At 70.7% G+C, this 21,156-nt stretch carries 19 protein-coding genes and 1 pseudogene; 9 read left to right on the top strand and 11 right to left on the bottom strand.

Going from position 1 to position 21,156, the window contains the following annotated elements:
- Positions 1-18 precede the first annotated feature (18 nt).
- Positions 19-657, top strand: coding sequence for a DUF7095 family protein (locus IEX91_RS06090; RefSeq protein ID WP_188877731.1), 639 nt, complete (start codon positions 19-21; stop codon positions 655-657).
- A 213-nt stretch (positions 658-870) separates the two neighbouring features.
- On the opposite strand, the pseudogene IEX91_RS06085 reads toward IEX91_RS06090, so the two are convergent.
- Together IEX91_RS06085 and IEX91_RS06080 are read right to left on the bottom strand one after the other, a co-directional pair.
- Positions 871-1,656, bottom strand: a pseudogene (locus IEX91_RS06085) (class I SAM-dependent methyltransferase); the annotation flags it as partial.
- A gap of 108 nt (positions 1,657-1,764) precedes the next feature.
- The gene (locus IEX91_RS06080) at positions 1,765-2,646 is read right to left on the bottom strand and encodes a deoxyribonuclease IV (protein WP_188877729.1); all 882 of its coding nucleotides are present in this window, start codon (positions 2,644-2,646) and stop codon (positions 1,765-1,767) included.
- Positions 2,647-2,736: 90 nt separating this feature from the next.
- Here IEX91_RS06080 and IEX91_RS06075 point away from each other — a divergent pair, with 90 nt between their 5' ends.
- Positions 2,737-3,267 carry a redoxin domain-containing protein gene (locus IEX91_RS06075; RefSeq protein WP_188877728.1) on the top strand — a complete coding sequence of 177 codons (531 nt, stop codon included), beginning with the start codon at positions 2,737-2,739 and terminating at the stop codon, positions 3,265-3,267.
- A gap of 122 nt (positions 3,268-3,389) precedes the next feature.
- On the opposite strand, the gene IEX91_RS06070 is transcribed toward IEX91_RS06075, so the two are convergent.
- Positions 3,390-3,710: a tRNA-binding protein gene (locus IEX91_RS06070; protein WP_188877726.1), complete on the bottom strand. Its 321-nt coding sequence runs from the start codon at positions 3,708-3,710 to the stop codon at positions 3,390-3,392.
- Between the two features lie 88 nt (positions 3,711-3,798).
- On the opposite strand from IEX91_RS06070, the gene IEX91_RS06065 reads away from it, so the two are divergent.
- A complete protein-coding gene (locus IEX91_RS06065) occupies positions 3,799-4,221 on the top strand; it encodes a hypothetical protein (protein ID WP_188877725.1) in 423 nt (140 codons plus the stop codon).
- Positions 4,222-4,255: 34 nt separating this feature from the next.
- Here the strand turns inward: IEX91_RS06065 and IEX91_RS06060 are convergent, their stop codons facing one another.
- Positions 4,256-5,404, bottom strand: coding sequence for a methionine synthase (locus IEX91_RS06060; RefSeq protein WP_188877724.1), 1,149 nt, complete (start codon positions 5,402-5,404; stop codon positions 4,256-4,258).
- A 110-nt stretch (positions 5,405-5,514) separates the two neighbouring features.
- Here IEX91_RS06060 and IEX91_RS06055 point away from each other — a divergent pair, with 110 nt between their 5' ends.
- The 3 genes from IEX91_RS06055 to IEX91_RS06045 all read left to right on the top strand — a co-directional run bounded on the left by IEX91_RS06055 (position 5,515) and on the right by IEX91_RS06045 (position 8,279).
- Complete coding sequence (locus IEX91_RS06055) at positions 5,515-6,276, top strand: GAF domain-containing protein (RefSeq protein WP_188877723.1); 762 nt, start codon at positions 5,515-5,517, stop codon at positions 6,274-6,276.
- A gap of 64 nt (positions 6,277-6,340) precedes the next feature.
- A complete protein-coding gene (locus IEX91_RS06050) occupies positions 6,341-7,249 on the top strand; it encodes a serine/threonine-protein kinase RIO2 (RefSeq protein ID WP_188877721.1) in 909 nt (302 codons plus the stop codon).
- Positions 7,250-7,688: 439 nt separating this feature from the next.
- Positions 7,689-8,279 carry a 50S ribosomal protein L15e gene (locus tag IEX91_RS06045; RefSeq protein WP_188877720.1) on the top strand — a complete coding sequence of 197 codons (591 nt, stop codon included), beginning with the start codon at positions 7,689-7,691 and terminating at the stop codon, positions 8,277-8,279.
- Between the two features lie 67 nt (positions 8,280-8,346).
- Here the strand turns inward: IEX91_RS06045 and IEX91_RS06040 are convergent, their stop codons facing one another.
- From IEX91_RS06040 to IEX91_RS06020, 5 genes are all read right to left on the bottom strand, one after another.
- Positions 8,347-9,330: a hemolysin family protein gene (locus IEX91_RS06040; protein WP_188877719.1), complete on the bottom strand. Its 984-nt coding sequence runs from the start codon at positions 9,328-9,330 to the stop codon at positions 8,347-8,349.
- A 42-nt stretch (positions 9,331-9,372) separates the two neighbouring features.
- Entirely contained in the window at positions 9,373-11,136 is a 1,764-nt protein-coding gene (locus IEX91_RS06035) for a P-loop NTPase family protein (RefSeq protein WP_188877718.1), read from the bottom strand.
- A gap of 37 nt (positions 11,137-11,173) precedes the next feature.
- The gene (locus IEX91_RS06030; RefSeq protein ID WP_188877716.1) at positions 11,174-11,626 is read right to left on the bottom strand and encodes a GtrA family protein; all 453 of its coding nucleotides are present in this window, start codon (positions 11,624-11,626) and stop codon (positions 11,174-11,176) included.
- A 168-nt stretch (positions 11,627-11,794) separates the two neighbouring features.
- Positions 11,795-13,957, bottom strand: coding sequence for a catalase/peroxidase HPI (gene katG, locus IEX91_RS06025; protein ID WP_188877715.1), 2,163 nt, complete (start codon positions 13,955-13,957; stop codon positions 11,795-11,797).
- Between the two features lie 215 nt (positions 13,958-14,172).
- Positions 14,173-14,793 carry a DsbA family oxidoreductase gene (locus IEX91_RS06020; protein WP_188877714.1) on the bottom strand — a complete coding sequence of 207 codons (621 nt, stop codon included), beginning with the start codon at positions 14,791-14,793 and terminating at the stop codon, positions 14,173-14,175.
- Positions 14,794-14,961: 168 nt separating this feature from the next.
- Here IEX91_RS06020 and mutS point away from each other — a divergent pair, with 168 nt between their 5' ends.
- Positions 14,962-17,607, top strand: coding sequence for a DNA mismatch repair protein MutS (gene mutS / locus IEX91_RS06015; protein ID WP_188877713.1), 2,646 nt, complete (start codon positions 14,962-14,964; stop codon positions 17,605-17,607).
- 5 nt (positions 17,608-17,612) lie between these two features.
- Here the strand turns inward: mutS and IEX91_RS06010 are convergent, their stop codons facing one another.
- Both IEX91_RS06010 and nucS read right to left on the bottom strand, forming a co-directional pair.
- Positions 17,613-19,088, bottom strand: coding sequence for an aldehyde dehydrogenase family protein (locus IEX91_RS06010; protein WP_188877712.1), 1,476 nt, complete (start codon positions 19,086-19,088; stop codon positions 17,613-17,615).
- 77 nt (positions 19,089-19,165) lie between these two features.
- Positions 19,166-19,897, bottom strand: a complete 732-nt coding sequence (gene nucS / locus IEX91_RS06005; protein ID WP_229772801.1) for an endonuclease NucS — start codon at positions 19,895-19,897, stop codon at positions 19,166-19,168.
- A gap of 125 nt (positions 19,898-20,022) precedes the next feature.
- Between nucS and lysW the strand changes: the two genes are divergently transcribed.
- Positions 20,023-20,187: a lysine biosynthesis protein LysW gene (lysW, locus tag IEX91_RS06000; RefSeq protein ID WP_188877710.1), complete on the top strand. Its 165-nt coding sequence runs from the start codon at positions 20,023-20,025 to the stop codon at positions 20,185-20,187.
- Positions 20,188-21,048 carry a lysine biosynthesis protein LysX gene (gene lysX / locus IEX91_RS05995; protein ID WP_188877708.1) on the top strand — a complete coding sequence of 287 codons (861 nt, stop codon included), beginning with the start codon at positions 20,188-20,190 and terminating at the stop codon, positions 21,046-21,048. It abuts the gene before it with no gap.
- The last annotated feature ends 108 nt before the right edge of the window (positions 21,049-21,156 follow it).

Raw genomic sequence — 21,156 nt, 5'->3', positions numbered from 1 at the left:
CGAGCACGTCGAGCGGGTATGGACCGCGACGCCGCGCTGGATCGCGTCGAGGCCGTCCTCGATGCGGTGAGCGACGGCGACCTCCCCGTCCCCGTCACCGAGTGTTGGGTGTACGGCGAGGTCGCGCTCGGGAAGGACCCGCTCACCCGCCTCGACGTGTACGTCACGAAGGACCTCCTCCTCGGGGGCGAGCCCGCCCCGGACCTCGACGCCGAGTACGGCGTGGAGGGGATCGGCCGCACCGTCGACGCCGAGTGGGCGCGCGAACACCCCGAGTGGGTACGCACGGACGACAGCGGCTACGTCGCCCCGGAGAGGTGTCTCGCCGCACAGCTCCTCCCCGAGGGCGAACCCGTGCACCTGGAAGTGTGTAATACGGGCTTCGAGCGCAACGTCACACAGCGCGCGGACGGCGCGCGGGAGAGCGGGCGCTACGAGCAGGTGATCGACCCGCGGGGCGTCTGCCTCTATGCGGAGGGCCGCCGCGACGACGAGACGCTCGACGAACTCCGCGCGGGCGCGCTCGCCTTCCCGACGCTCGAAGACGCCCTCGGGATGCTCGGCTTCGACGGCGACGAGGCCGCGACGGCCGCCGAGGCGATGCGCGCCTACGAGGCGCAACGGGACGGCGCGACGGTGCGCGGCGACGTCGTGTGAGCGCCGTTCTTGCCCGCTGTCCGTTCAGCGCTCGGGCGCGTCGGTGGCGTCGCGTCCGACGTCGGTCTCCGTCACGTCGCGCGCCTCGCTCGCGCGCTCGGCATCGTCGGCGCGTCCGCCATCCGTCGTTCTCTCCACCGGTCCGTCATCCGTCGGTCGCTCCGCGTCGTCTCCGTGTCCGTCTCCGTCGACGCGGGTGGCGTCGCTCGCCTCGACCCGCCCCGCGACGACGTAGAAGGGGACGACGGCGCGGCGCTCGTACTCTCCGGCGGCCATCGCGTCGACGACGTCGCGTCCCATGGCCTTCCACTCGCTTTTGAGGTCGTCGACGTCGGTCCGCGAGAGGCCGCCGCGGCGGAGCGTCGGCGCTTGCTCCTCGATCCGGGTGCCCGCGGCCTTCGCCTTCGCGGCGTCGAGCGCCGGCGCGTCGTACGGCGGTTGGACGGTGCGCTCGTGTTCGTACCGGCGACCCTCGACGTCCGAAAGACCGGCCTCGCGGAGGAGCGCGGTCGCGCTCGATCCGAGCGTGACGTCCGTCTCGACGCCCGCGATGTAGGTGTCGCGTGCGCGCTTCGCCAGCGGGGCCTCGGCCGCGACGCTCGACTCCACGACGACCCCGGCGTTGTCGGGTTCGACGCAGGCGACCAGATCCGCGGAGACGCGCGCGAACTCCTCGATCGCGCGCCGGGGGTCCGGGAGATTGATCAGGAGCGCCTGGCAGACGACGAGGTCGAAGGCGTCGTCGCGGAATGGGAGGCGCGTCGCGTCGCCCATCGCGCGCGCGTCGGCCTCGGCCTCGGCGAGGAGCGCGCAGTCGGCGTCGACGGCGACCACCTCGGCGTCGCTCTCCTCGCGGAGGACGCGCGTCAACTCGCCCGTGCCACACCCGACGTCGAGGATGCGGGTCCGCGAGTCGAGGGCGAGCGGCGCGAGCGCCGACCGATCGTCCCACATCCCGCGACGGGTGGCCGTCAGGTAGTCGGCGGAGAACCGTCTCACTGCGAGGGCGTAAGTACGGGAGGGAAGAAACGCTTACTGCTCGACGACGGGACGCTCCCCGAGTCGGCGGAGAGTCGGACCGCGCGCTCGTCGAGTCGCGACGGCCCTCTACCGGTCGCCGTCACGCAGCTCTCGAACGTGCTCGATGTTCCACGGGTAGGAGCGTCCGTCCTCCGTCGGCGTCTCCAAGGCGAGCGGGACGTCGCGGATCGCGTCGTGGTTCAGGAACGCCTCGAAGCCGTCGTCACCGATGTAGCCGTCCCCGATGTGGGCGTGTTCGTCCTTGTTGGTGCCACACTCGTGTTTCGAGTCGTTGAGGTGGACGTACTGCAGACGATCGAGGCCGACGACGTCGTCGAGTTCGGCGAGGGTGGCCTCGACGCCCTCGGGGGTCGAGAGGTCGTAGCCCGCGGCGAAGGCGTGGGCGGTGTCGAGGCAGATGTCGAGGTGCGTGTCGGCGAGGTCGAGGACGGTGGCGAGGTGCTCGAAGTCGCCGCCGAGCTTCGTGCCGCTGCCCGCGTCGGACTCGATGAGGATCGTGACGTCGTCGGGGACGTCGAGGGAGTCGATGACGCCGGCGGCGTTTTCGAGGCCCCGCTCGACGCCCGCGCCGGTGTGCGCGCCGAGGTGGACGTTCACGTAGGGGATCCCGAGCGCGTGGGCGGCGTCGACCTCCTCTTGCATCGCGGTGCGGGACTTCTCGCGGAGGTCCTCCTTGGGCGTGCAGAGGTTGACGAGGTAGGAGGTGTGGACGACCCACGGGCCGACGTCGTGCTCCTCGCTGGCCGTGCGGAACGCCGCGGCCTCGTCGGCGTCGACGTCCGGCGACTGCCAGACCTGCGGGGAGTGCGTGAAGATCTGCCCGCAGGTGCCACCGACGTTCCGCTGGCGCCAGACGGCGTTCTCGATGCCGTCACCGGGCGGGGATTCGGGATCGCCCGAGGTCTTCGAGCCCGCGATGGAGACGTGTGCGCCGACGTTGAGAGACATGCTCGTGGGGAGGGGGGCGGCGAGCAAAGGGGCTTCGGAGTCCGCCGAGCGCCGGAACGCACTTGGGCGACGACGCCCTGTGTCGGGCCAATGAGCCAGCCGCTCGCCGTGGGTGACGTCGCGCCGGACGTGACCGCCCCGCTCGTCCGCCCGGACGGGAGCACGGCGGACGTCTCGCTCTCGTCGCTGACCGACGACCGGCCGACGATCCTCGCCTTCTACACGAACGACTTCAGCCCCGACTGCATGGCGGAGTGGTGTTCCTTCCGCGACTACGGCTGGTTCGCAAACGACGAGCGCGTACAGGTCGTCGGCGTCTCGCGATCGCACGCGGCGACACACCGGTGGTTCATCGATTACCTCGACCTCAGCTTCGCGCTGTACGCCGACCGGGACCTCGACCTCGCCGAGGCGTTCGGCGTCGACTACCGGACGTTCGGCCTCTTCCGGCGCGCGAAGCGCTCCGTCTTCTTCCTCGGAACGGACCGGACGATCCGCTATCGGTGGGTCGGCGACCACCCCATCGATCCGGCGCGCGATCAACCGCCGCTGGCGGAGGTCCGGGCGGCCGTCGAGGACGCCCTCGGCGGAGCTGAGACGGAGACGTTCGGGTTCGAGTGAGGTGGCCGAAACGCTTTTGTTGTTTTAGGCGAACCTAAAGAACGGGTGAGGTGCGGCCGCGCGGTCACTGTTCAGACTCATACCGACCGCGCGACTCCCCCGTCCCATAGCACTTCTGCGCGTCAGTAGAGATCGCCGCCGAGCGGCACGGCTTCGTCGGGCGCGACGAGCACCGGGTGGCCCTCGTCGTCCGGGACGCCGAGCGTGAGCGCGTCGGACTCGAAGCCCGCGATGTTCACGGTGCCGAGGTCGATCGCGCAGAGCACCTGTCGCCCGACGACCGCGTCGGGGTCGTGGTTGTAGCCGAGCTGCGCGGCGGAGTGTCTGATCTCGTCGCCGAGGTCGATCTCCAGTTTGAACAGCTCTGGTTTGCGGGCCTCCTCGAAGCGTTCGGCGGCGCGGATCTCACCGACGCGAACCGTCGTGTCGAGCGGACTGCTCATGCCTCGTGGCGCGGACCGACGGGGCTTGAACCTTCGCGTCGCGGCCGGTTTTCGAACGACGCTTCAGGGTCGAGACCCACGTGCGCGTATGGCTTTCGAGTCGCTGCCGTCGCGCCCGCTCTCCCACGACGAGGTGATGGCGCTTTCGGCCTCCGGTCGGTTCGTCGACGTTCGCCCCGTGAACGCCTTTCACTACCCGGAGCGCGAGACGCAGTTGATCACCGCGATCGTCTTCGTCACGAAGAGCGGCCTGCGCGCCGTCGACTACGACCCGACGGCCAGGGAGTGGCGCGTCGTCCGCGAGGCGTCGCTCGACGAACCGGACGACGTCACGGACGTCCCGGACGCGCTGTTGAGCGACGTGCAGGCCGAGATCGAGCAGCGCGTCAGCGAGATGGAGGACGCGGGTGTCGTCGGCGGGGCCACGGCGCGCGACGACACGACCGAAGTCCGGGACGCCACCAGCCTCGGGAGCGTCCTCTACGATCAGTACACGGACGACGACGCGTAGGGACCGCGCAGGAGAAAGGGGCTCGTGAGTCGGTCTAGACGAGTCGCTCGGTGGCGATCTCGGCGCCCTTGACGAGCGCTTCGAGTTTCGCCCACGCGATCTCGGGGCTGACCATGCCGAGGCCGGCCTGTGTGCCGAACCCGCAGTCCGGTGCGGCGACGATCGGCGTGTCGTCCGGGGCGGCGTTCGCCACGCGCTCGATACGGTCCGCGATCGTCTCCGGGTGGTCGATGATGTTCGTCTTCACGTCGACGACGCCGGGAATGAGCGTCCAGCCGTCCGGGATCGGCTCGTCGGCGAACGCGCGATACTCGTGTTGGTGACGCGGGTTCGCCTGTTCGACGCTCAGCCCCGTGATGTCCGCCTCGTAGATGACCGGCAACATGTCGACGAGGTCGATGTCGAGGTGGCCCGGTCCCTCGTAGCTCCCCCAGCAGGTGTGGAGGCGGACCTGCTCTGCGGGGACGTTTTCGAGGGCGTCGTTGAGCGCCTCGACGTGGCGGCGGGTCGCGCTCTTGATGTCCTCGATGGACGCGTCCCGGAAGGCCTCGGTCTGCCCGGCCGTGAGCAGCTCGGGGGCGTCGATCTGGAGGGTGAAGCCCGCGTCCGCGACGAGCTCGTACTCCTCCTGCATCGCGTCGGCGACGTCCGCGAGGTAGTCGTCGTAGGCGTCGTAGTAGTCGTTGACGTGCGTCGAGGTGACGACGCTCGGCGACGCGGCGGTCATGAAGGTGTCCTCCGCGGTCGCGTCGAGGTCCGAGAGCGCGTCGCGGAAGCCCTGGATCTCCGCTCGGGCCTCCTCGTAGCCCGTGTACTCGATGGGGCCGGTGACGACCGGCTGCTCGGAGAGGTCGATGACGTCCGTCTTGAACGTCTCGTCCGCGTACTCCGGGTAGTCCTGGAGGTCGGCCCAGAGCTCCGTCTCGCGCGTTCCCTCGATCCCGCTGAGACGGTTCTGGACGTACCAGTTGAACGAGACGCGGGGCTGCTCGCCGTTGTTGATCGAGTCGAGGCCGACGTCGAGTTGCCGCTGGACGACGTCGTGCGTCGCCTCGGTCGTCGCGCGCTCCCACTCCTCGGCGTCGACGTCCTCGCCGTCCTGTTTCGCGGTCAGGAGCTCGAGGAGTTCGGGCGGTCGGGGGAGGCTACCGATGTGCGTCGTTCCGATCTCGTCGTCCGTCATGATGTACTCTGAGAATAATTCCCCGTCATAATATAACTAGTGGTATTGACGCGGGGGCGTACGCCGGGACGGCCGATAGGTTATCAAGCGACGCTCGCGGAGTCTCGGTCGTGAGCGACGAGGGGGCACTCAGGGTCGTCCGCGTGACGGGTGACGCGACGGAGCACGCCGGATCGGGGGTGGGGGACGCCGACGGCGTCACCGTCTCGCACCGGCGGATCGGCGACGCCGCGGGAGCGGCGGCGGACGCGGACGCGATACTCGCCGGGGAGGACGTCGCGCGCAGTGAGGCGCTCGCGGGGCTGATCCGCGCGAGCGACGCGGTCTGCGTGGTGGCCGACGCGGACGCCGACGCCGGCACGGCCGCCCGAACGCTCCGGCGCGCCGTCGAGGAGGAGTGGCGCGACTTCCCGGTCCCGGCGGGCGAGCGCGCGCGCCTCCGCGCCCTCAGCGCCCGCGACTTCGACGATCCGACGCTCCGCGCGCACCTCGGCGGGATGACGACGACGGCGCGCGAGTGCCTCGACGCCCGCGCGGGGTTCATCGGGCTGGTCGACGAGCGCCACGAGACGTTCCTCACCGCCGAGGGCGTCGACCTCCCCGACCGTGAGCGCGGGCGCGCGATCTGCGCGCACGGCATCACCGGTGACGGTGCGCTGATCGTCGACGACGCCGCGGTCTCGGATCGGGGTGCGCGCGTCGCCCCGGACCTCGGCCGTTACGCGGGCGCGCCGGTGATCGCCGGCGGCGAACGCGTCGGGATGCTCTGCGTCGCGGACGACGAGGGGGCGTTCGACGAAGCGGACGGGGTCGTGCTCGAACGCCTCGCCGAACAGACCTCGCGGTACGTCGAACGCTACGGGACGACCTGACGACCGGCGGCGTCTCGGGGGGTGTCGCGGGGCTTTTATCGCGTGCCGACCTACCCGAGGAGAGATGGTACGGAACGTCGCCGAGGACGTCGCGGCGCTCGAACAGGAGGATTTCAACCTCCTCTCGGGCGTCGAACACGGGATGCGCTTCTCGGAGTGGGTGGCCCGCGAGAAGCTCCCGGACTTCGCGCGCCTCACCGCCGAGGAGGTCGACTACCGCCTCGATAGGGTGGAAGACCGCGGGCTGGTCGAACGCCAGACGATCCAGTACGAGGGGTTCCGACTCACCTTCGAGGGGTACGACGTCCTCGCGCTGAAGGCCTTCGCCGAGCGCGAGACCGTCTCCGGGTTCGGCGCGCCCCTCGGCGTCGGCAAGGAGAGCGACGTCTTCGAGGTGGAGTCGTACAAGCCGCTCGCGCTCAAGTTCCACCGCGAGGGGTACACGAACTTCCGCGAGGTGCAAAAAGAGCGCGACTACACGAGCGACAACGATCACGTCTCGTGGTTTTACACCGCGAGGAAGGCCGCCGAGCGCGAGCACGAGGCGCTCCACGCCCTCTACCCGGACGTGAGCGTCCCGCGTCCGATCGACCAGAACCGCCACGCGATCGTGATGGAGAAGATCGATGGCGTCGAGCTCAACCGCGCGAAACTCGAAGACGAGCAGGTCGTCGGCGTCCTCGATCTGATCCTCCGGGAGATCGCCAACGCGTACGACGAGGGGTACGTCCACGCGGACATCAGCGAGTACAACGTCTTCGTCCGCGAGGACGGCGTGTTGCTCTTCGATTGGCCCCAGTCCGTCCCGACGGACCACGAGAACGCCCGGGAGTTCCTGGGACGGGACGTCCGCAACATCGTCGCTTACTTCCGCCGGAAGTATCCGAACCCGACGCCCGAGACGGACGCCGAGGCCGTCGCCGACGCGGTCGCCGCCGACGACTTCGAGACGGTGCGGGAGTACCCCGAGTAGCGCGGGACATTCCGGTCGAATTTGGGTCCGATTCGGACCGAACTCCGGCACGATCTCGAAAAACCGGTATATACCCGTGGCCCGACGGATCGGATGGAGGCTCGTTCGTGGCATACACATGGACGACGGCGCGTCGTGGTAGCGTCGCCGTGGTGGGGCCCGCGAGCTGATCGACGCTCGATCGGCCCCGGAGGCCTCCCCGGGTCGTTCAGCCGCGACCCGGTCCTCGCTGTACGCTCTCCTTCCCCTGCGTTTCATCGTCGCGAGGACGGCGTTCGCTCGGTCCTCGCAGCCGTTTCCGAAGGCCTTAACCCCGTCACGGGGGAAGAGCCACTAACTCGTCGGCGCGGGCCCGACGGGCACCCGCCGCGGCATCGCCGCGACGGGACGAAATGTGGTGCGCACCGCGCACTGAATCGCAAGCGCCCGCGGACACACTATGGCACGAAGCTTCTACTCCCACATCAAGGACGCGTGGAAGCAGCCCGGCGAGGGGAAGCTCGCCGAGCTGCAGTGGCAACGAAAGCAGGAGTGGCGCGAGCAGGGCGCCATCGAGCGCGTCGAGCGACCGACGCGCCTCGACAAGGCGCGCGAGCTCGGCTACAAGGCCAAGCAGGGCGTCGTCGTCGCGCGCGTCTCCGTCCGCAAGGGGACGGCGCGCCAGCAGCGCCACAAGGCCGGTCGTCGCTCGAAGCGCCAGGGCGTCAACCGCATCGGTCGCGCGAAGAACCTCCAGCGCATCTCCGAGGAGCGCGCCTCCCGGAAGTACCGCAACCTCCGCGTGCTCAACTCCTACTGGGTGGGTGAGGACGGCTCGCAGAAGTGGTTCGAAGTCATCCTCCTCGACCCGGAGCACCCCGCGATCCAGAACGACGACGATCTCGGTTGGATCGCAAACAACAGCCAGGAGAACCGCGCGTTCCGCGGGCTCACCTCCGCCGGCCGCAAGGGCCGCGGTCTCCGCAAGCGCGGGAAGGGCACCGAGAAGACCCGCCCCTCGAAGAGCGGCGGCACGCAGCGTAAGAAGTAACGCCGCGAGTCGCAGTTTCTCCCGCTTTTCCGTTTTTCGCGCGTCGAGGAGCGACCGCGCCCGCGTCTCAGCGTCCCCGCCAGACGACCTCGTCGGCCACGTCAGAGCGCGTGACGACGCCCACCGTCCGGTTCTGCGAGTCGGTGACGACGGCGAGCGACGCGCCGGTCTCCCGGAGTTCGGTGAGCAGGTCGTCGACCGTCCACGACTCGCGGGCGCGGGTGACGGCCGCGGTGATCGCGTCGAGCGACGCGTCGGTACCGACGGCGCGTTCGGCGTCCGCGAGCGAGACGACGCCGCGCACGTCGTCGAGGTCGTCGCCGTAGACGGGGACGGCGGCGACGTCGGCGGCGAGACAGGCGTCGCGGACGTCCGCGGGGGTGGCGCTCGCCGGGACGGCGACGACGGCCTCGCGGGGCGACATCACCTCCTCGACCGCGGTCTGTTCGAGGTCCAGGACGGCGTGGACCATCTCGCGTTCGTCGGCGTTGACGACGCCGAGTTGTGCGCCCGTGACGAGGAGCGCGCGGATCTCCTCGCGGGTGACGTACGGCGGGACGGCGTCCGTGGCCCCGAGGAGTGACGTGAGAGCGTCGGAGGCGACGTCGAACGCCCAGACGACGGGCGAGAGCGCGCGTTCGAGGACCGCGACGGGACGGGCGACGGCGAGCGCCCACGATTCGGCGTGCGCGACGCCGTAGGCCTTCGGGGCGACCTCGCCGAAGAGGAGGACGAGCACGCTCGTGACGACGGTCGCGGCGACGATCGCGGGGCCCGGGGGGAGGAGCGCGATGGTGAGCGTGGCGATCACCGTCGAGAAGGCGACGTTGACGACGTTGTTGCCGACGAGGATCGTGACGAGCAGTCGGTTCGGGTCCTCGCGGAGGTCGCGGAGGGCGCCGGCGCGCGGGTCGCCGCCGGCGGCGAGCGACTGGATGCGGTGCCACTGCAGGGAGAACGCGGCGATCTCGGCGGACGAGAAGAACGCGCTACAGACGAGGAAGAAGAGACAGAGCGCGCCCGCGAGCGCGAGGAACGTGGCTTCGACCATGCGACACCCGTCGGGCGCGCGGACCGTAAGCGCTCGCCCGGGCTAGTCGTCGGCGTCGTCGGCGGCCGCGAGCGCGTCGCGGAGGGTGCCGAACGCCTCACGGTCGGCGTCGTCGGCGTTCGCCACGAGGCGCTCGACGATGAACTCCGGCGTCGAGCGCCCGACGACGCCGAATCGGGGCTGGTAGTCGACTTCGAGCGCGAGGTCGTCCGCGAGCCCCTCGGCGAAGATGCCGTCGATCCGCGCGACGCCGGGGAGCGGGTCGAGGTCGTCCGCGAGGTGGGTGACGTAGACGCCGAGGGCGTCGCGCTCGGCGGTGAGCGAGACGAGGCCGTGCAGGAGGTCGGCGGCGCTCCCGGGTTCGGTGATCGCCTCGAACTCGTCGACGAGCATGAGGGTTCGTCCCTCGGCGGCGAGCGGCGGGACGACGGAGCGCAGCGTCGTCTCCAGCACGCCGGCGTTGAAACTCGCGTGGCGGCGGTGGAAGACGAGGCGATCGAAGTCGCCGACGAGGGCGTGCTCGGCGGGCACGGGCAGACCGAGCGACGCGAGCGTCGCCACCTCCGCGAGGGTTTCGAGGAGCGTCGTCTTCCCGCCGGAGTTCGCGCCCGTGAGCACGCTCACGCGGTCGCCGGACGGCAGTCCGGCGAAGTACTGGGATGCGTCGCCGTCGGCACCGGCCCCGTCCGCTCCGACGGTGTCGTGCGCGCCGAGCGCGTACGACACGGGCTGGACCGCGACGCCCTCGGTGAGCAGGTCGAGGTTTCGCGCGCCGACGACCGCGAGCGCCGCGTCCTCGGTGTACTCGGGTCGCGTCAGGTCGTAGGCGATGGCGAAGCGCGCGAGCGAGCAGGCGAAGGCGGCGTCCGGCACGGCGTCCGCGGCCGCCTCGACGTCCGCTTCGGCCTCGTCGATGGCCGCGTCGAGGTCGGCGCGGACCGTGGCTTCGCGCTCGGCGGCGGCCTCGCGGCGCGCGTCGGCGAGCGAGCGCAGCGTCGTGCTCACGAAGTCGGCGGCGTCGCTCGCCTCCGTCGCGGCGTGCTCGCGGACGGCCGCGGCCTCGACGCCCGTCGCGTCGACGACGTGCTCGATGACCGCCTCGCGGAAGGCGTCGGGACCCCGGAGGTCGCCCGAGCGGACGTCGTCGAGGACCGCGACGGTGTCGGTCGCGAGGCGCTCGACGGCGGCGGCCTGCTCGCGGAGGGCGTCGAGGCGGTCGTCGTATCCCTCTCGAACGCCGTCGTCGCCGTCGCGTGCGCGGAGCGCGGCCGCGGCGTCGCGCAGCGCGTCGGCGTCGAGGTCGGCGAACGCGGCGAAGGTGCCGGTGGTGAGGCCGGCCTCGATGAGCGCGAGCGCGGTCTCGACGGCCGCCCGGTCGCCCGCATCGCGGCTCTCGTGCTCCGCGAAGGCGTCGACGGCGGCCTCGCGCTCGGCGTCGCTCAGCCCGCGCCACGTCTCGATCGCGGCGTCGATCTCGTCGAGGCGGCGCTCGGCGGCCGCGTGCGTGTCGAGCGGCGCGAGCACGCGGATGCGATCGCGGGCGCGATCGGTGAGCGCGTGCGCCGTCGCGGCGTCGAGCACGCGGTTGTAAACGTCGCGCGCGTCGTCGGTCGCGAAGACGTCCGCGTCGCCGTCGTCGGTGGCGCGTCGGAGGATCCGCGTGGCGCGCCCCGCGGGGACGCCCGCCTCGACGAGCGCACCGACGTCCGCGGACTCGACGGCTCGGATCGCCGCCGTCTCGCCGAGCGACTCCGTGAGGAGCGCGGCGGTCTTCGGGCCGATCCCCCAGTAGTCCTGTAGTCCCATACGGGACCCGTGGCTCGCGGAGCGAAAAACCGTTCCCCTACGACGTCAACGCGTACCACTCGCACCCGACGTAGTTGCAGAGCCCACCGCCGGTGACGGCGGAGAGCGACGCGAGCCACTGCGGGACGGCGAGCCACTGTAGGCCGACGGTGAGAACGGCCGTGTAGACGACGTACCCGAACGTGCAGACGCCGAGGTAGCGGACGAAGCGTCGCCGGAGGCGATCGGTCGCCGCGAAGGTGTAGCGGCTGTTGAGCGCGAACGTCCACGTCGCGGCGCCGAAGAAGGCGACGAAGGCCGAGACGACGTACGGGGCGTCGCCGAGCAGCGCGAGGAGGAGGAGGACGTTCAGGATCGCGCCGGAGGAACCGACGGCGCCGAACTCGAAGAGGCGGACGGCGCGCGCGGGCCGACAGAACCGCCCGACGCCGACACGCTCGGCGGCGGTTTCGAGCCCCGCCTCGACGCGCGCGAGCGAGGAGTCGGTCATGACCCGGAATGGACGACGGTATCGCCGTGAGAGTGAAAAAAGTTGCCGCGAGCCGGCGGTGAACGCGTCGCGGCTCGACGGAGAGAGCGCAGGGGAAAGAGTGGGGGTCGGCCCCATCGACGGCCGACCCGGTCGATCAGGGGTGGCGTGTGGTCGCGGTGTGCGGCGTTATTCGAGGTCGAAGCGGTCGAGCGTCATGACCTTGTGCCAGGCCTCGACGAAGTCCTCGACGAGCTTCTCCTCGCCGTCCTCGGCCGCGTAGACGTCGGCGTGCGCGCGGAGGCGGGCGTTGGCGCCGAAGACGAGGTCGAAGCGGGTGGCCTCCCACACCTTCTCGCCGCTCGCGCGGTCGTAGCCCTCGAAGACCTCCTCGTCGTCGTCGACGGCCTCCCACTCGTAGTCCATGTCGAGCAGGTTGGCGAAGAAGTCGTTCGTGAGCGCGCCGGGATCGTCGGTGAGGACGCCGCGATCGGTGTCGTCGTAGGTCGCGCCGATCGCGCGCATCCCGCCGACGAGCACGGTCAGCTCCGCGACGGAGAGGGTGAGGAGGTCGGCCTTGTCGACCATGCGCTCCTCGAGGGAGTCGTAGAGGTCGTTCCAGTCGCCGTCGCCGATGTAGTTGCGGAAGCCGTCGGCCTTCGGCTTCAGCGGCTCGAAGGAGTCGGCGTCGGTCTGCTCGGCGCTGGCGTCCGTCCGGCCCGGTTCGAAGGGAACGTCCACGTCGTAGCCGGCGTCCGCGGCCGCGTCCTCGACGCCGACGTTACCGCCGAGGACGATCAGGTCCGCGAGGGAGACGCGGACGTCGTCGTCACGCGACTCGTTGAAGTCGGCCTGGATCTCCTCGTAGGTGTCGAGGACGTCGGCGAGCGTCTCGGGCTCGTTGGCCTCCCAGTTCTTCTGGGGTTCGAGGCGGACGCGCGCGCCGTTCGCGCCGCCGCGCTTGTCGCTGTCGCGGTACGTCGAGGCGGACGCCCACGCGGTCTTGACGAGGTCGGTGCGCGAGAGGTCGGCGTCGCGGATCGCGGCTTCGAGCTCGGCGACCTCCTCGGCGCCGACGGTCTCGTAGTCGGCCTCCGGGATCGGGTCCTGCCAGACGAACTCCTCCTCGGGCACCTCGGGGCCGGCGAGGCGCTGCTTCGGACCCATGTCGCGGTGGATCAGCTTGTACCACGCGCGGGCGAACGCCTGCTGGAAGTGATCGGGGTTCTCCTGGAAGTCCTCGAGGATCGCGCGGTAGTCGTCGTCGCGCTTCAGGGCGACGTCCGTGGTCAGCATCATCGGCTCCTCGGACTCGTCGAAGTCCTGGGCGGCCGGGGCCTTCTCGATGTCCTCGCGCTCCTCCTCGGTGGCCGGCCGCCACTGCCACGCGCCGCCGGGGCCCTTGTGGGGCTCCCACTCGTATTCGAGGAGGTTGTCGACGTAGCCCGTGTCCCACACGGTCGGCGTGGCGTTCCACGGTCCCTCGATGCCGCTCGTGATCATGCCGGCCTTCTCGAAGTCGTGGTCCCAGCCGAGACCCTGATCCTCGATGGGCGCGGCGTCGGGCTCGGGACCGACTTCGGTCTCGTCGTCGGCGCCGTGGACCTTCCCGAAGGTGTGCCCGCCGGCGATGAGGGCGACCGTCTCCTCGTCGTCCATCGCCATGCGGTCGAACTCCTCGCGGATGTTCGCGGCGGAGCCATCGACGTCGGGCTCGCCGTAGGGGCCCTCGGGGTTCACGTAGATGAGACCCATGACGGTGTTGGCGAGCGGGTCCTTGAGGTTCCCGACCTCGCCGTCCTCGAAGCGGTCGGGCGACGTCGTCTCCCACTCGGTCTCGGGGCCCCACTCGATGGCCTCGTTGGACTTGTACGCGTCCTCGCGACCGCCGCCGAAGCCGTACGTCTCGAAGCCCATCGTCTCGAGGGCGACGTTCCCCGCGAGGATGATGAGGTCGCCCCACGAGAGCTTCCGGCCGTACTTCTGCTTGACCGGCTGGAGCAGGCGGCGGGCCTTATCGAGGTTGACGTTGTCCGGCCAGCTGCTCTCCGGCGGGAGGCGCTGGCGGGCGCCGGCCGCACCCGCGCGGCCGTCGAGGGTGCGATAGGTGCCGGCGCTGTGCCACGCCATCCGGATGAACAGCGGACCGTAGTTGCCGTAGTCGGCGGGCCACCACTCCTGCGAGTCCATCATCACCTCCTGAATGTCCGACTTCACCTCGTCGAGATCGAGGGAGTCGAACGCCTCGGCGTAGTCGAAGTCGTCGCCGTACGGATCGAGCTCCGCGGCGTTGTCGTCGAGGATGTCCAGTCGCAGCATCTCGGGCCACCACTCCTGGTTTGACCAAGTCATCTTGTACGCGATTGCACACGCGTTATGAGCATAAACATACCGATCGCTTTCGATACGCCACCCAAACTTCATCTATGGAGGCCAGTATTTTTCGTAGAGAAAACAATAGTTCCCGTATGGCGTTCGCGGATGTGTGGATCGGCCCTCGTGACGGGAGGCGTGGACGCTCGAAACGGACGGCAGCCGTCGTGGAAAGGATACTGGGGGTCGGGTCGTTACTCGCCTTCGACGAGTCGGCGGAGCTGCTCGGGCGGGACCGCGCCCCGCGCCGCGTACCCGTCGTAGGCGAACGTCGGGACGCCCGTGATCCCCATCTCGTGGGCCTCGCCGAACTTCGTCCGGACCGTCTCGCGCAGGTCGTTGTCAGCCACCGCCTCGCGGACCGCCTCGGCGTCGATGCCGACCTCGTCCGCGACGGCCGCGAGCACGTCGACGTCGCCGATGTCGCGCTCGTCCTCCCAGAGCGCCGCGAAGAGCGCGCGGTCGAAGTCGAGCCACGTCTCGTACTCTTCGGTCTCTCGCACGTGGTAGGAGGCGATCTGCGCGTCGAGGGAGTCGACGTCGTCGCCCGCGAACGTCGTCGCCATCTCGTCCGCGCCGTACTCCTCGCGGAGGCGTTCGACGTTCTCGCGGGCCTGCTCGTAATACTCGTCGTCGTGCCCGCTCTCGCGGACGACCTCCCCCTCGTCGTTCCGCTGATTCGAGCGCAGGTCGAAGGGGTGCCAGTCGATCTCGAGGGCCTCGTCGCGGCTCTCCTGGTACTCGTCGAGCGAGCGCCGTCCGAGGTAGCAGAACGGACAGACGTAATCGGAGAAGACGGTGATTGTCTCGGCCATGGGGGACGAACGCGCCGAGGCGGAAAGAAGCCGGCGGCACCGGCACGGACGGCGGGTAGCCGCGCGACGGTGTCGCTGAGGGCGTTCGGGACGCGTGGTCCCGGCGGGGCCGGACCGCGCGGGGCCCGACGCGACGGGTATTTCCGAACCGGCGCGCTGGATACGGGTATGGACGCGGCACTGGGACCGCCGGCGGCGATGGCCGATCACCGCGAGGAGCTGACGCCGATGATGGCCCAGTATCACGACCTCTGCGACGAGTACGACGACTCGCTCGTGCTCTTTCAGGTCGGGGACTTCTACGAGCTCTTCTGCGAGGCGGCGGAGACGGCGGCGCGGATCCTCGAGATCACGCTGACGAAACGCGAGGACTCGACGGGCTCCTACCCGATGGCGGGCATCCCGATCGACAGCGCCGCCTCCTACATCGAGGGGCTCTTGGAGGCGGGCTATCGCGTCGCGGTCGCGGATCAGGTCGAGGACCCGGACGAGGCGAGCGGGATCGTCGAGCGCTCCGTGACGCGCGTCGTGACGCCGGGGACGCTGACGGAGACCGAGCTCCTGCGCTCCGACGACAACAACTTCGTCGCCAGCCTGACGCGGGGCGACGAGGGATACGGCCTCGCCTTCCTCGACGTCTCGACGGGGGACTTCGTGGCGACGGGCCCGGACGCCGCGGCGACGGTGCGCGACGAGATCGCGCGCTTCGACCCCGCGGAGGCCATCGTCGGGCCCGACGCGGACGGCGAGTGTTTCGCCGACGACTGCATGGTCACGGCGTACGATCCCGCGGCGTTCGCGGACGACGCCGCGCGCGGACGCGTCGCGGACTACTTCGGATCGCCGGACGCCCACCTCGGCGGCGAGGCGGAGGTGCGGGCCTGCGGCGCGCTGCTCGCGTACGCGGAGTACACCCGCGGCGGCGAGGGCGACGGCGCGGGCGACCGCCTCGACTACCTCACGCATCTGACGCGCTACGACCCCCGCGAGTACATGGTGCTCGACGGCGTGGCGCTGCGCTCGCTCGAACTCTTCGAGCGCCGGAGCGTCCACGGGAGCGAGGGGGCGGCGTTGATCGACGTCCTCGACGAGACGGCGTGCGCGCTCGGCGGCCGCCGGCTGAAGGACTGGCTCCGCCGCCCGCTCGTCGACGCGGATCGGATCGAGGCGCGCCACGACGCCGTCGAGGAGCTCGTCGCGGACCCGCTCACGCGCGACGCGCTCGGGACGGATCTCGCGGACGTGTACGACCTCGAACGGCTCATCTCGAAGGTCTCGCGCCGCCGCGCGGACGCCCGCGACCTCCGCTCGCTGAAGGCGACGCTCGACGTCGTCCCCGAGATCCGGGCGACGCTGGCGGAGGTCGAGAGCGAGCGCCTCCGCGACCTCCGCGCGCGACTCGACGGCCTCGACGACGTCCGCGGGCTCATCGGGAACGCGATCCGCGAGAACCCCGAGCGCGAACTGACCGAGGGCGGCATCATCGCGGACGGCTACGACGAGACGCTCGACGAGCTGCGCGAGACGCGTCGCGCGGGCGAACAGTGGATCGACGACCTCGAAGCACAGGAGCGCGAGCGCACCGGCGTCGACTCGCTGAAGGTCGGACACAACTCCGTCCACGGCTACTACATCGAGGTGACGAACCCGAACCTCGATGCGGTCCCCGAGAACTACGAGCGCCGACAGACGCTGAAGAACTCGGAGCGCTTCGTCACGCCGGAGCTGAAAGAGCGCGAGGAGGAGATCATGAACGCGTCGGCGCGCGCGGACGACCGCGAGCTCGATCTCTTCCGCGAGGTGCGCCGGGAGGTCGGCGAAGCCGCCGAGCGCGTCCAGCGGGTCGCGGACGCCCTCGCGACGGTGGACGCGCTCTGCTCGCTCGCGGCGGTCGCGGCCCAGTACGACTACTGTCGGCCGACGGTCGGCGCGGACGGCTTCGAGATCGAGGGCGGGCGCCACCCGGTCGTCGAGCGGACCGAAGAGTCGTTCGTTCCGAACGATCTGACGCTCACGCGCGAGTCGCCGCTCGCGGTCGTGACGGGCCCGAACATGAGCGGGAAGAGCACCTACATGCGGCAGGCGGCGCTCGTCGCGGTGCTCGCCCAGCTCGGGAGTTTCGTGCCCGCGCGCCGAGCACGCGTCCCCCTCGTCGATCGGGTGTTCACGCGCGTCGGCGCGAGCGACGACATCGCGGGCGGCCGCTCGACGTTCATGGTCGAGATGACGGAGCTCGCGGACATCCTCCGCGACGCGACCGCGGACTCGCTCGTCGTCCTCGACGAGGTGGGCCGCGGGACGAGCACCGCGGACGGCTACGCGATCGCGCAGGCCGTCACGGAGCGTCTGCACGACGAGGTGGGGGCGTACACGCTGTTCGCCACGCACCACCACGACCTCACGGTGGTCGCCGAGGCGCTCGACGGCGCGCGCAACCTCCACTTCCGCGCGGCGCGCGACGGCGACGACGTGACGTTCGTCCACGAGGTCGCCGAGGGCGCGGCGAGCGCCTCGTACGGCATCGAGGTGGCCGAGCAGGCCGGCGTCCCGCCCGGGGTCGTCGAGCGGGCGCGCGATGTCGTCGCCGAGCGCGCGGAGGACGCGGGCGGGAAGGACGCGGGAGAAGGAGGGGAACAGGGGGCGTCGAAGGACGCGATCGACGCCGCGGGGGCGGACGCGAGCGCCACCGCGGACGGCGGGAGCGCCGACGCCGACAGCGTGGTGCTCGACGAGCTGGCGGCGCTGAACCTCGCGGAGATGACGCCCATTCAGGCGCTGACGACGCTGAACAGGCTCCAGCGCGAGCTACAGTAGGGGCGTCAGAGGAGGTCGTAGTCGCGCTCCTCGTGTTGGACGGAGATCCACTTCGTTTCGAGGAGTTCGTCCATCACCCACTCGCCGTTGTAGCGGCCGAGGCCGGACTGTTTCATGCCCCCGAAGGGCGCCTTCGGATCGTCGTAGACCGGGTGGTCGTTGACGTGGACCATCCCCGCGTCGATCCGGTCCGCGATGGACCGACCGGTCTCCTCGTCGCCGGCCTGCACGGCGGCGGCGAGGCCGTACTCGGTGTCGTTGGCGATCTCGATCGCCTCCTCGGTCGAGGAGACGGGGATGACGGGCGCGACGGGACCGAAGTGCTCGTTGCACGCCGCGGCCATCTCGTTCGTCACGCCGGAGAGGACGGTCGGCTCGACGAACAGGCCGTCGGCCTCGCCGCCGGTTTCGAGCGTCGCGCCGGCCTCGACGGTTCGCTCGACGTAGTCGAGGATCTCGTCGCGCTGACCCTCGTTGACGATCGGGCCGAGGTCGGCGTCGCTCTCCGCGGGGTTACCGAGGGAGAGCGACTCCGCGTGCTCGACGAGGCGCTCGACGTACTCGTCGTAGACGTCCTCGTGGACCACGTGGCGGTTGATCGAGATGCAGACCTGGCCCTGGTGGGTGAAGGAGCCGACGGCACCGGCGCGCGCGGCCTGCGCCACGTCTGCATCGGCCGTGACGACGTTCGGACCGTTGCCCCCGAGTTCGAGCGCGGGGAGGGCGATCGTCTCGGCGGCTTGCGAGGCGACGCGCCGCCCGACGGCGGTCGAGCCGGTGAACGAGACGGTTCGCGGGATCGGATGGCCGGCCATCCGGTCGCCGATCTCAGAGCCGTGGCCGGTGACGACGTTGACGACGCCGTCCGGGATGCCGACCTCGTCCGCGATCTTCGCGAGCAGGAGGCCGCCCGTGATCGGCGTATCGGAGGCGGGCTTGACGACGACGGTGTTCCCGAGGACGAGCGCGGGGGCGAGCGCGCGCGTCGTGAGGTGGATGGGGTAGTTCCACGGCGAGATGATGCCGACGACGCCGACCGGCTCCGAGACGACGTGGTTCGCTTTGCCCTCGACGAAGGTGGCGTCCCGCACCTCCTCGCCCGGCGGTTCGAGGTCGAGGGCGTTCTCGAAGTCACCGGTCGCGAGCCCGACCTCGGTCCGCGCTTTCGCGCGCGGGCTCCCGCTCTCCGCGGCGAGGAGCGTCGCGATCGCCGTCGACTCCTCGCGGATGCGTTCGAGGGCGTCCGCGACGAGCTCGCGGCGCTCCTCGATCGGCGTCGCCGCCCACGCCGACTGCGCGTCCGCCGCGGCCTCGTACGCCGCGTCGACGTCCGCTTCCGTCCCCGCCGGGACCTCGGCGATCGTCGCTCGGGTCGCGGGGTTCTCGACGGTCAGCGTCTCGCCGTCGGCCGACGGCCGCCACTCACCGTCGACGTACTGGCGATCCCACTCCGCGTCGATCGTGTACTCGTGTGAAGCCACACCTCATCGCACAGCCGTGGACACCATAACGGACCGGAAGGGTTTGGCCGATGCCGATTCCGCGTCACCTATACGCATCAGTCGTCCCGCGACGGCGCGAGGCTCACGAACTCGTGGCCGTCGCGGGCGAGCACGCGCCGCGTTCGGGGCGTACAGGAGGGCGCGACGAGGATCCCCCGGACGTCGGCGTCCGCGTGCAGGTCGCGTTCGAGGGCGTCGACGTATCTGGCGAGTTGGCTCGCGGCGTCCGGGCCGGCGCGGACGGCCTTCAGTTCGACGGCGACCGGGTTCCCGGCTCGGTCGCGTCCGAAGACGTCGACGGGGCCGGCGGGCGTGTCGCGCTCGGCCGCGAGCGCGCTGAAGCCGTCCTCGACGAGCTCGGGGGCGGCGAGGACGCGCTCCTTGAGGTCCGCCTCGGTCCCGGACACCTCGACGTCGGCGTCGCGCTTCTCCGCGGACATCGCGCTCGCGCGGGCGACGCGCTCGAAGGTCACGACGAGCTCCTCCGCGGGCGACTCGCGCGTGGCGACGAGGCGGACGGTCCCGTCCTCGTGCGTCACGTCGAGGGCGTCGGCGGCGAGGCGGTTCTGCGGCGTCGGGCCGTCGGCGGCGTGCACGAGGAGCGTGCGGTCGGGCTTGAGCGCGACGAGTCGATCGGCGGGACCGGCGTGCGAACGCGTCCGTCCGTCGTAGGCGACGTGACAGCGGCCGAGGAGGGTACAGAAGGCCCCGCGATCGCGCGCGTCGCGGACGAACGCGGCGGCGACGGCGGGCGCGGGATCGGCGAGCGCGTCGGGCGTATCGGACACGCCACGCACTCGGCGACCGAGGGGGAAAAGCGTCCCCCCGCCGGCGGGTCGGGGTCGCGCGGGGGCGGACACGGTGTGAAACGGCGAGGCGCAGACCTAAGTAGCCGGTCCGCGAACGCGGGCGTATGTCGGAGTGCCCCGAATGCGGTTCGGAACTGGAGCTGTCGGAATCGGTCGAAACGGGCGAAATCGTCGACTGCGGGACGTGCGGTGCGGAGCTCGAAGTGACGGGCGAGGACCCGGTGACGCTCGACCTCGCCCCCGAACTCGACGAGGACTGGGGCGAGTAGATGCGGCTGGGTTTCTGCTACTCGCGGATCCGGAAGGACGAGACCCTCCTGCTCGAGACGCTCCGCGAGCGCGGCCACGACGTGGCGAAGATCGACGTCCGCGAGCCGCGTTTCGCCATCGGCGATCGACCCGACGAGTTCGACGACCTCGACCTCGTGTTGAACCGGTGCCAGGAGTCCTCGCGGGTGCGCTACGTGAGTCGGTTCTGCGAGCATTACGACCTCCCCGTCGTGAACGGCTCGGAGCCGACCTCGACGTGCGCGGACAAGGTCCGCGGGAGTATCGCGCTCGCCGACGCGGGCGTCCCGACGCCCCGCACGGAGGTCGCCTTCGACGTCGAGAGCGCCCTCGACGTCATCGAGGCCTTCGGCTATCCCTGCGTGCTGAAGCCCGTGACGGGATCGTGGGGGCGGCTGATGGCGAAGATCGACACGCGCGACGCCGCCGAGGCGATCCTCGAACACAAACAGACCCTCGGGAGCTACGAGCACTCGGTCTTCTACGTCCAGGAGTTCGTCCCGAAACCCGATCGCGACATCCGGGTCGTGGCGGCGGACGGCGAGCCCATCGCGGCGATGACGCGCTCCTCCGAGCACTGGATCACGAACGCCGCACGCGGCGGCGAGGCGACGGCCTTCGCGATCGACGACGAGATCGCGGCTCTCGTCGCGCGAGCGAGCGACGCGGTCGGCGGCGGCCTCCTCGGCGTCGACCTGATGGAGACGGGAGACGGATACACCGTCCACGAGGTGAACGCGACCTGCGAGTTCAAGGCGCTGAACGACGCCGTGCCCGAGGTGGATGTCCCCGCGCGGATCGTCGACTGGCTTGAGACGAAACCGGGGGTGAGCGCCGCATGACGGCCGTCGACCGGCGTTCGACGACGTCACACTCAACGCCGGCGGCGTCTCGCGCGACCAACGCCAGAGCGCGCTCTGGCTGGGCCACGCTCGCCGCGAACGCGTCTC

The organism is Halarchaeum nitratireducens, from assembly GCF_014647155.1.
Classification (GTDB): domain Archaea; phylum Halobacteriota; class Halobacteria; order Halobacteriales; family Halobacteriaceae; genus Halarchaeum; species Halarchaeum nitratireducens.
This window is presented reverse-complemented; position numbering and strand designations above follow the sequence as displayed.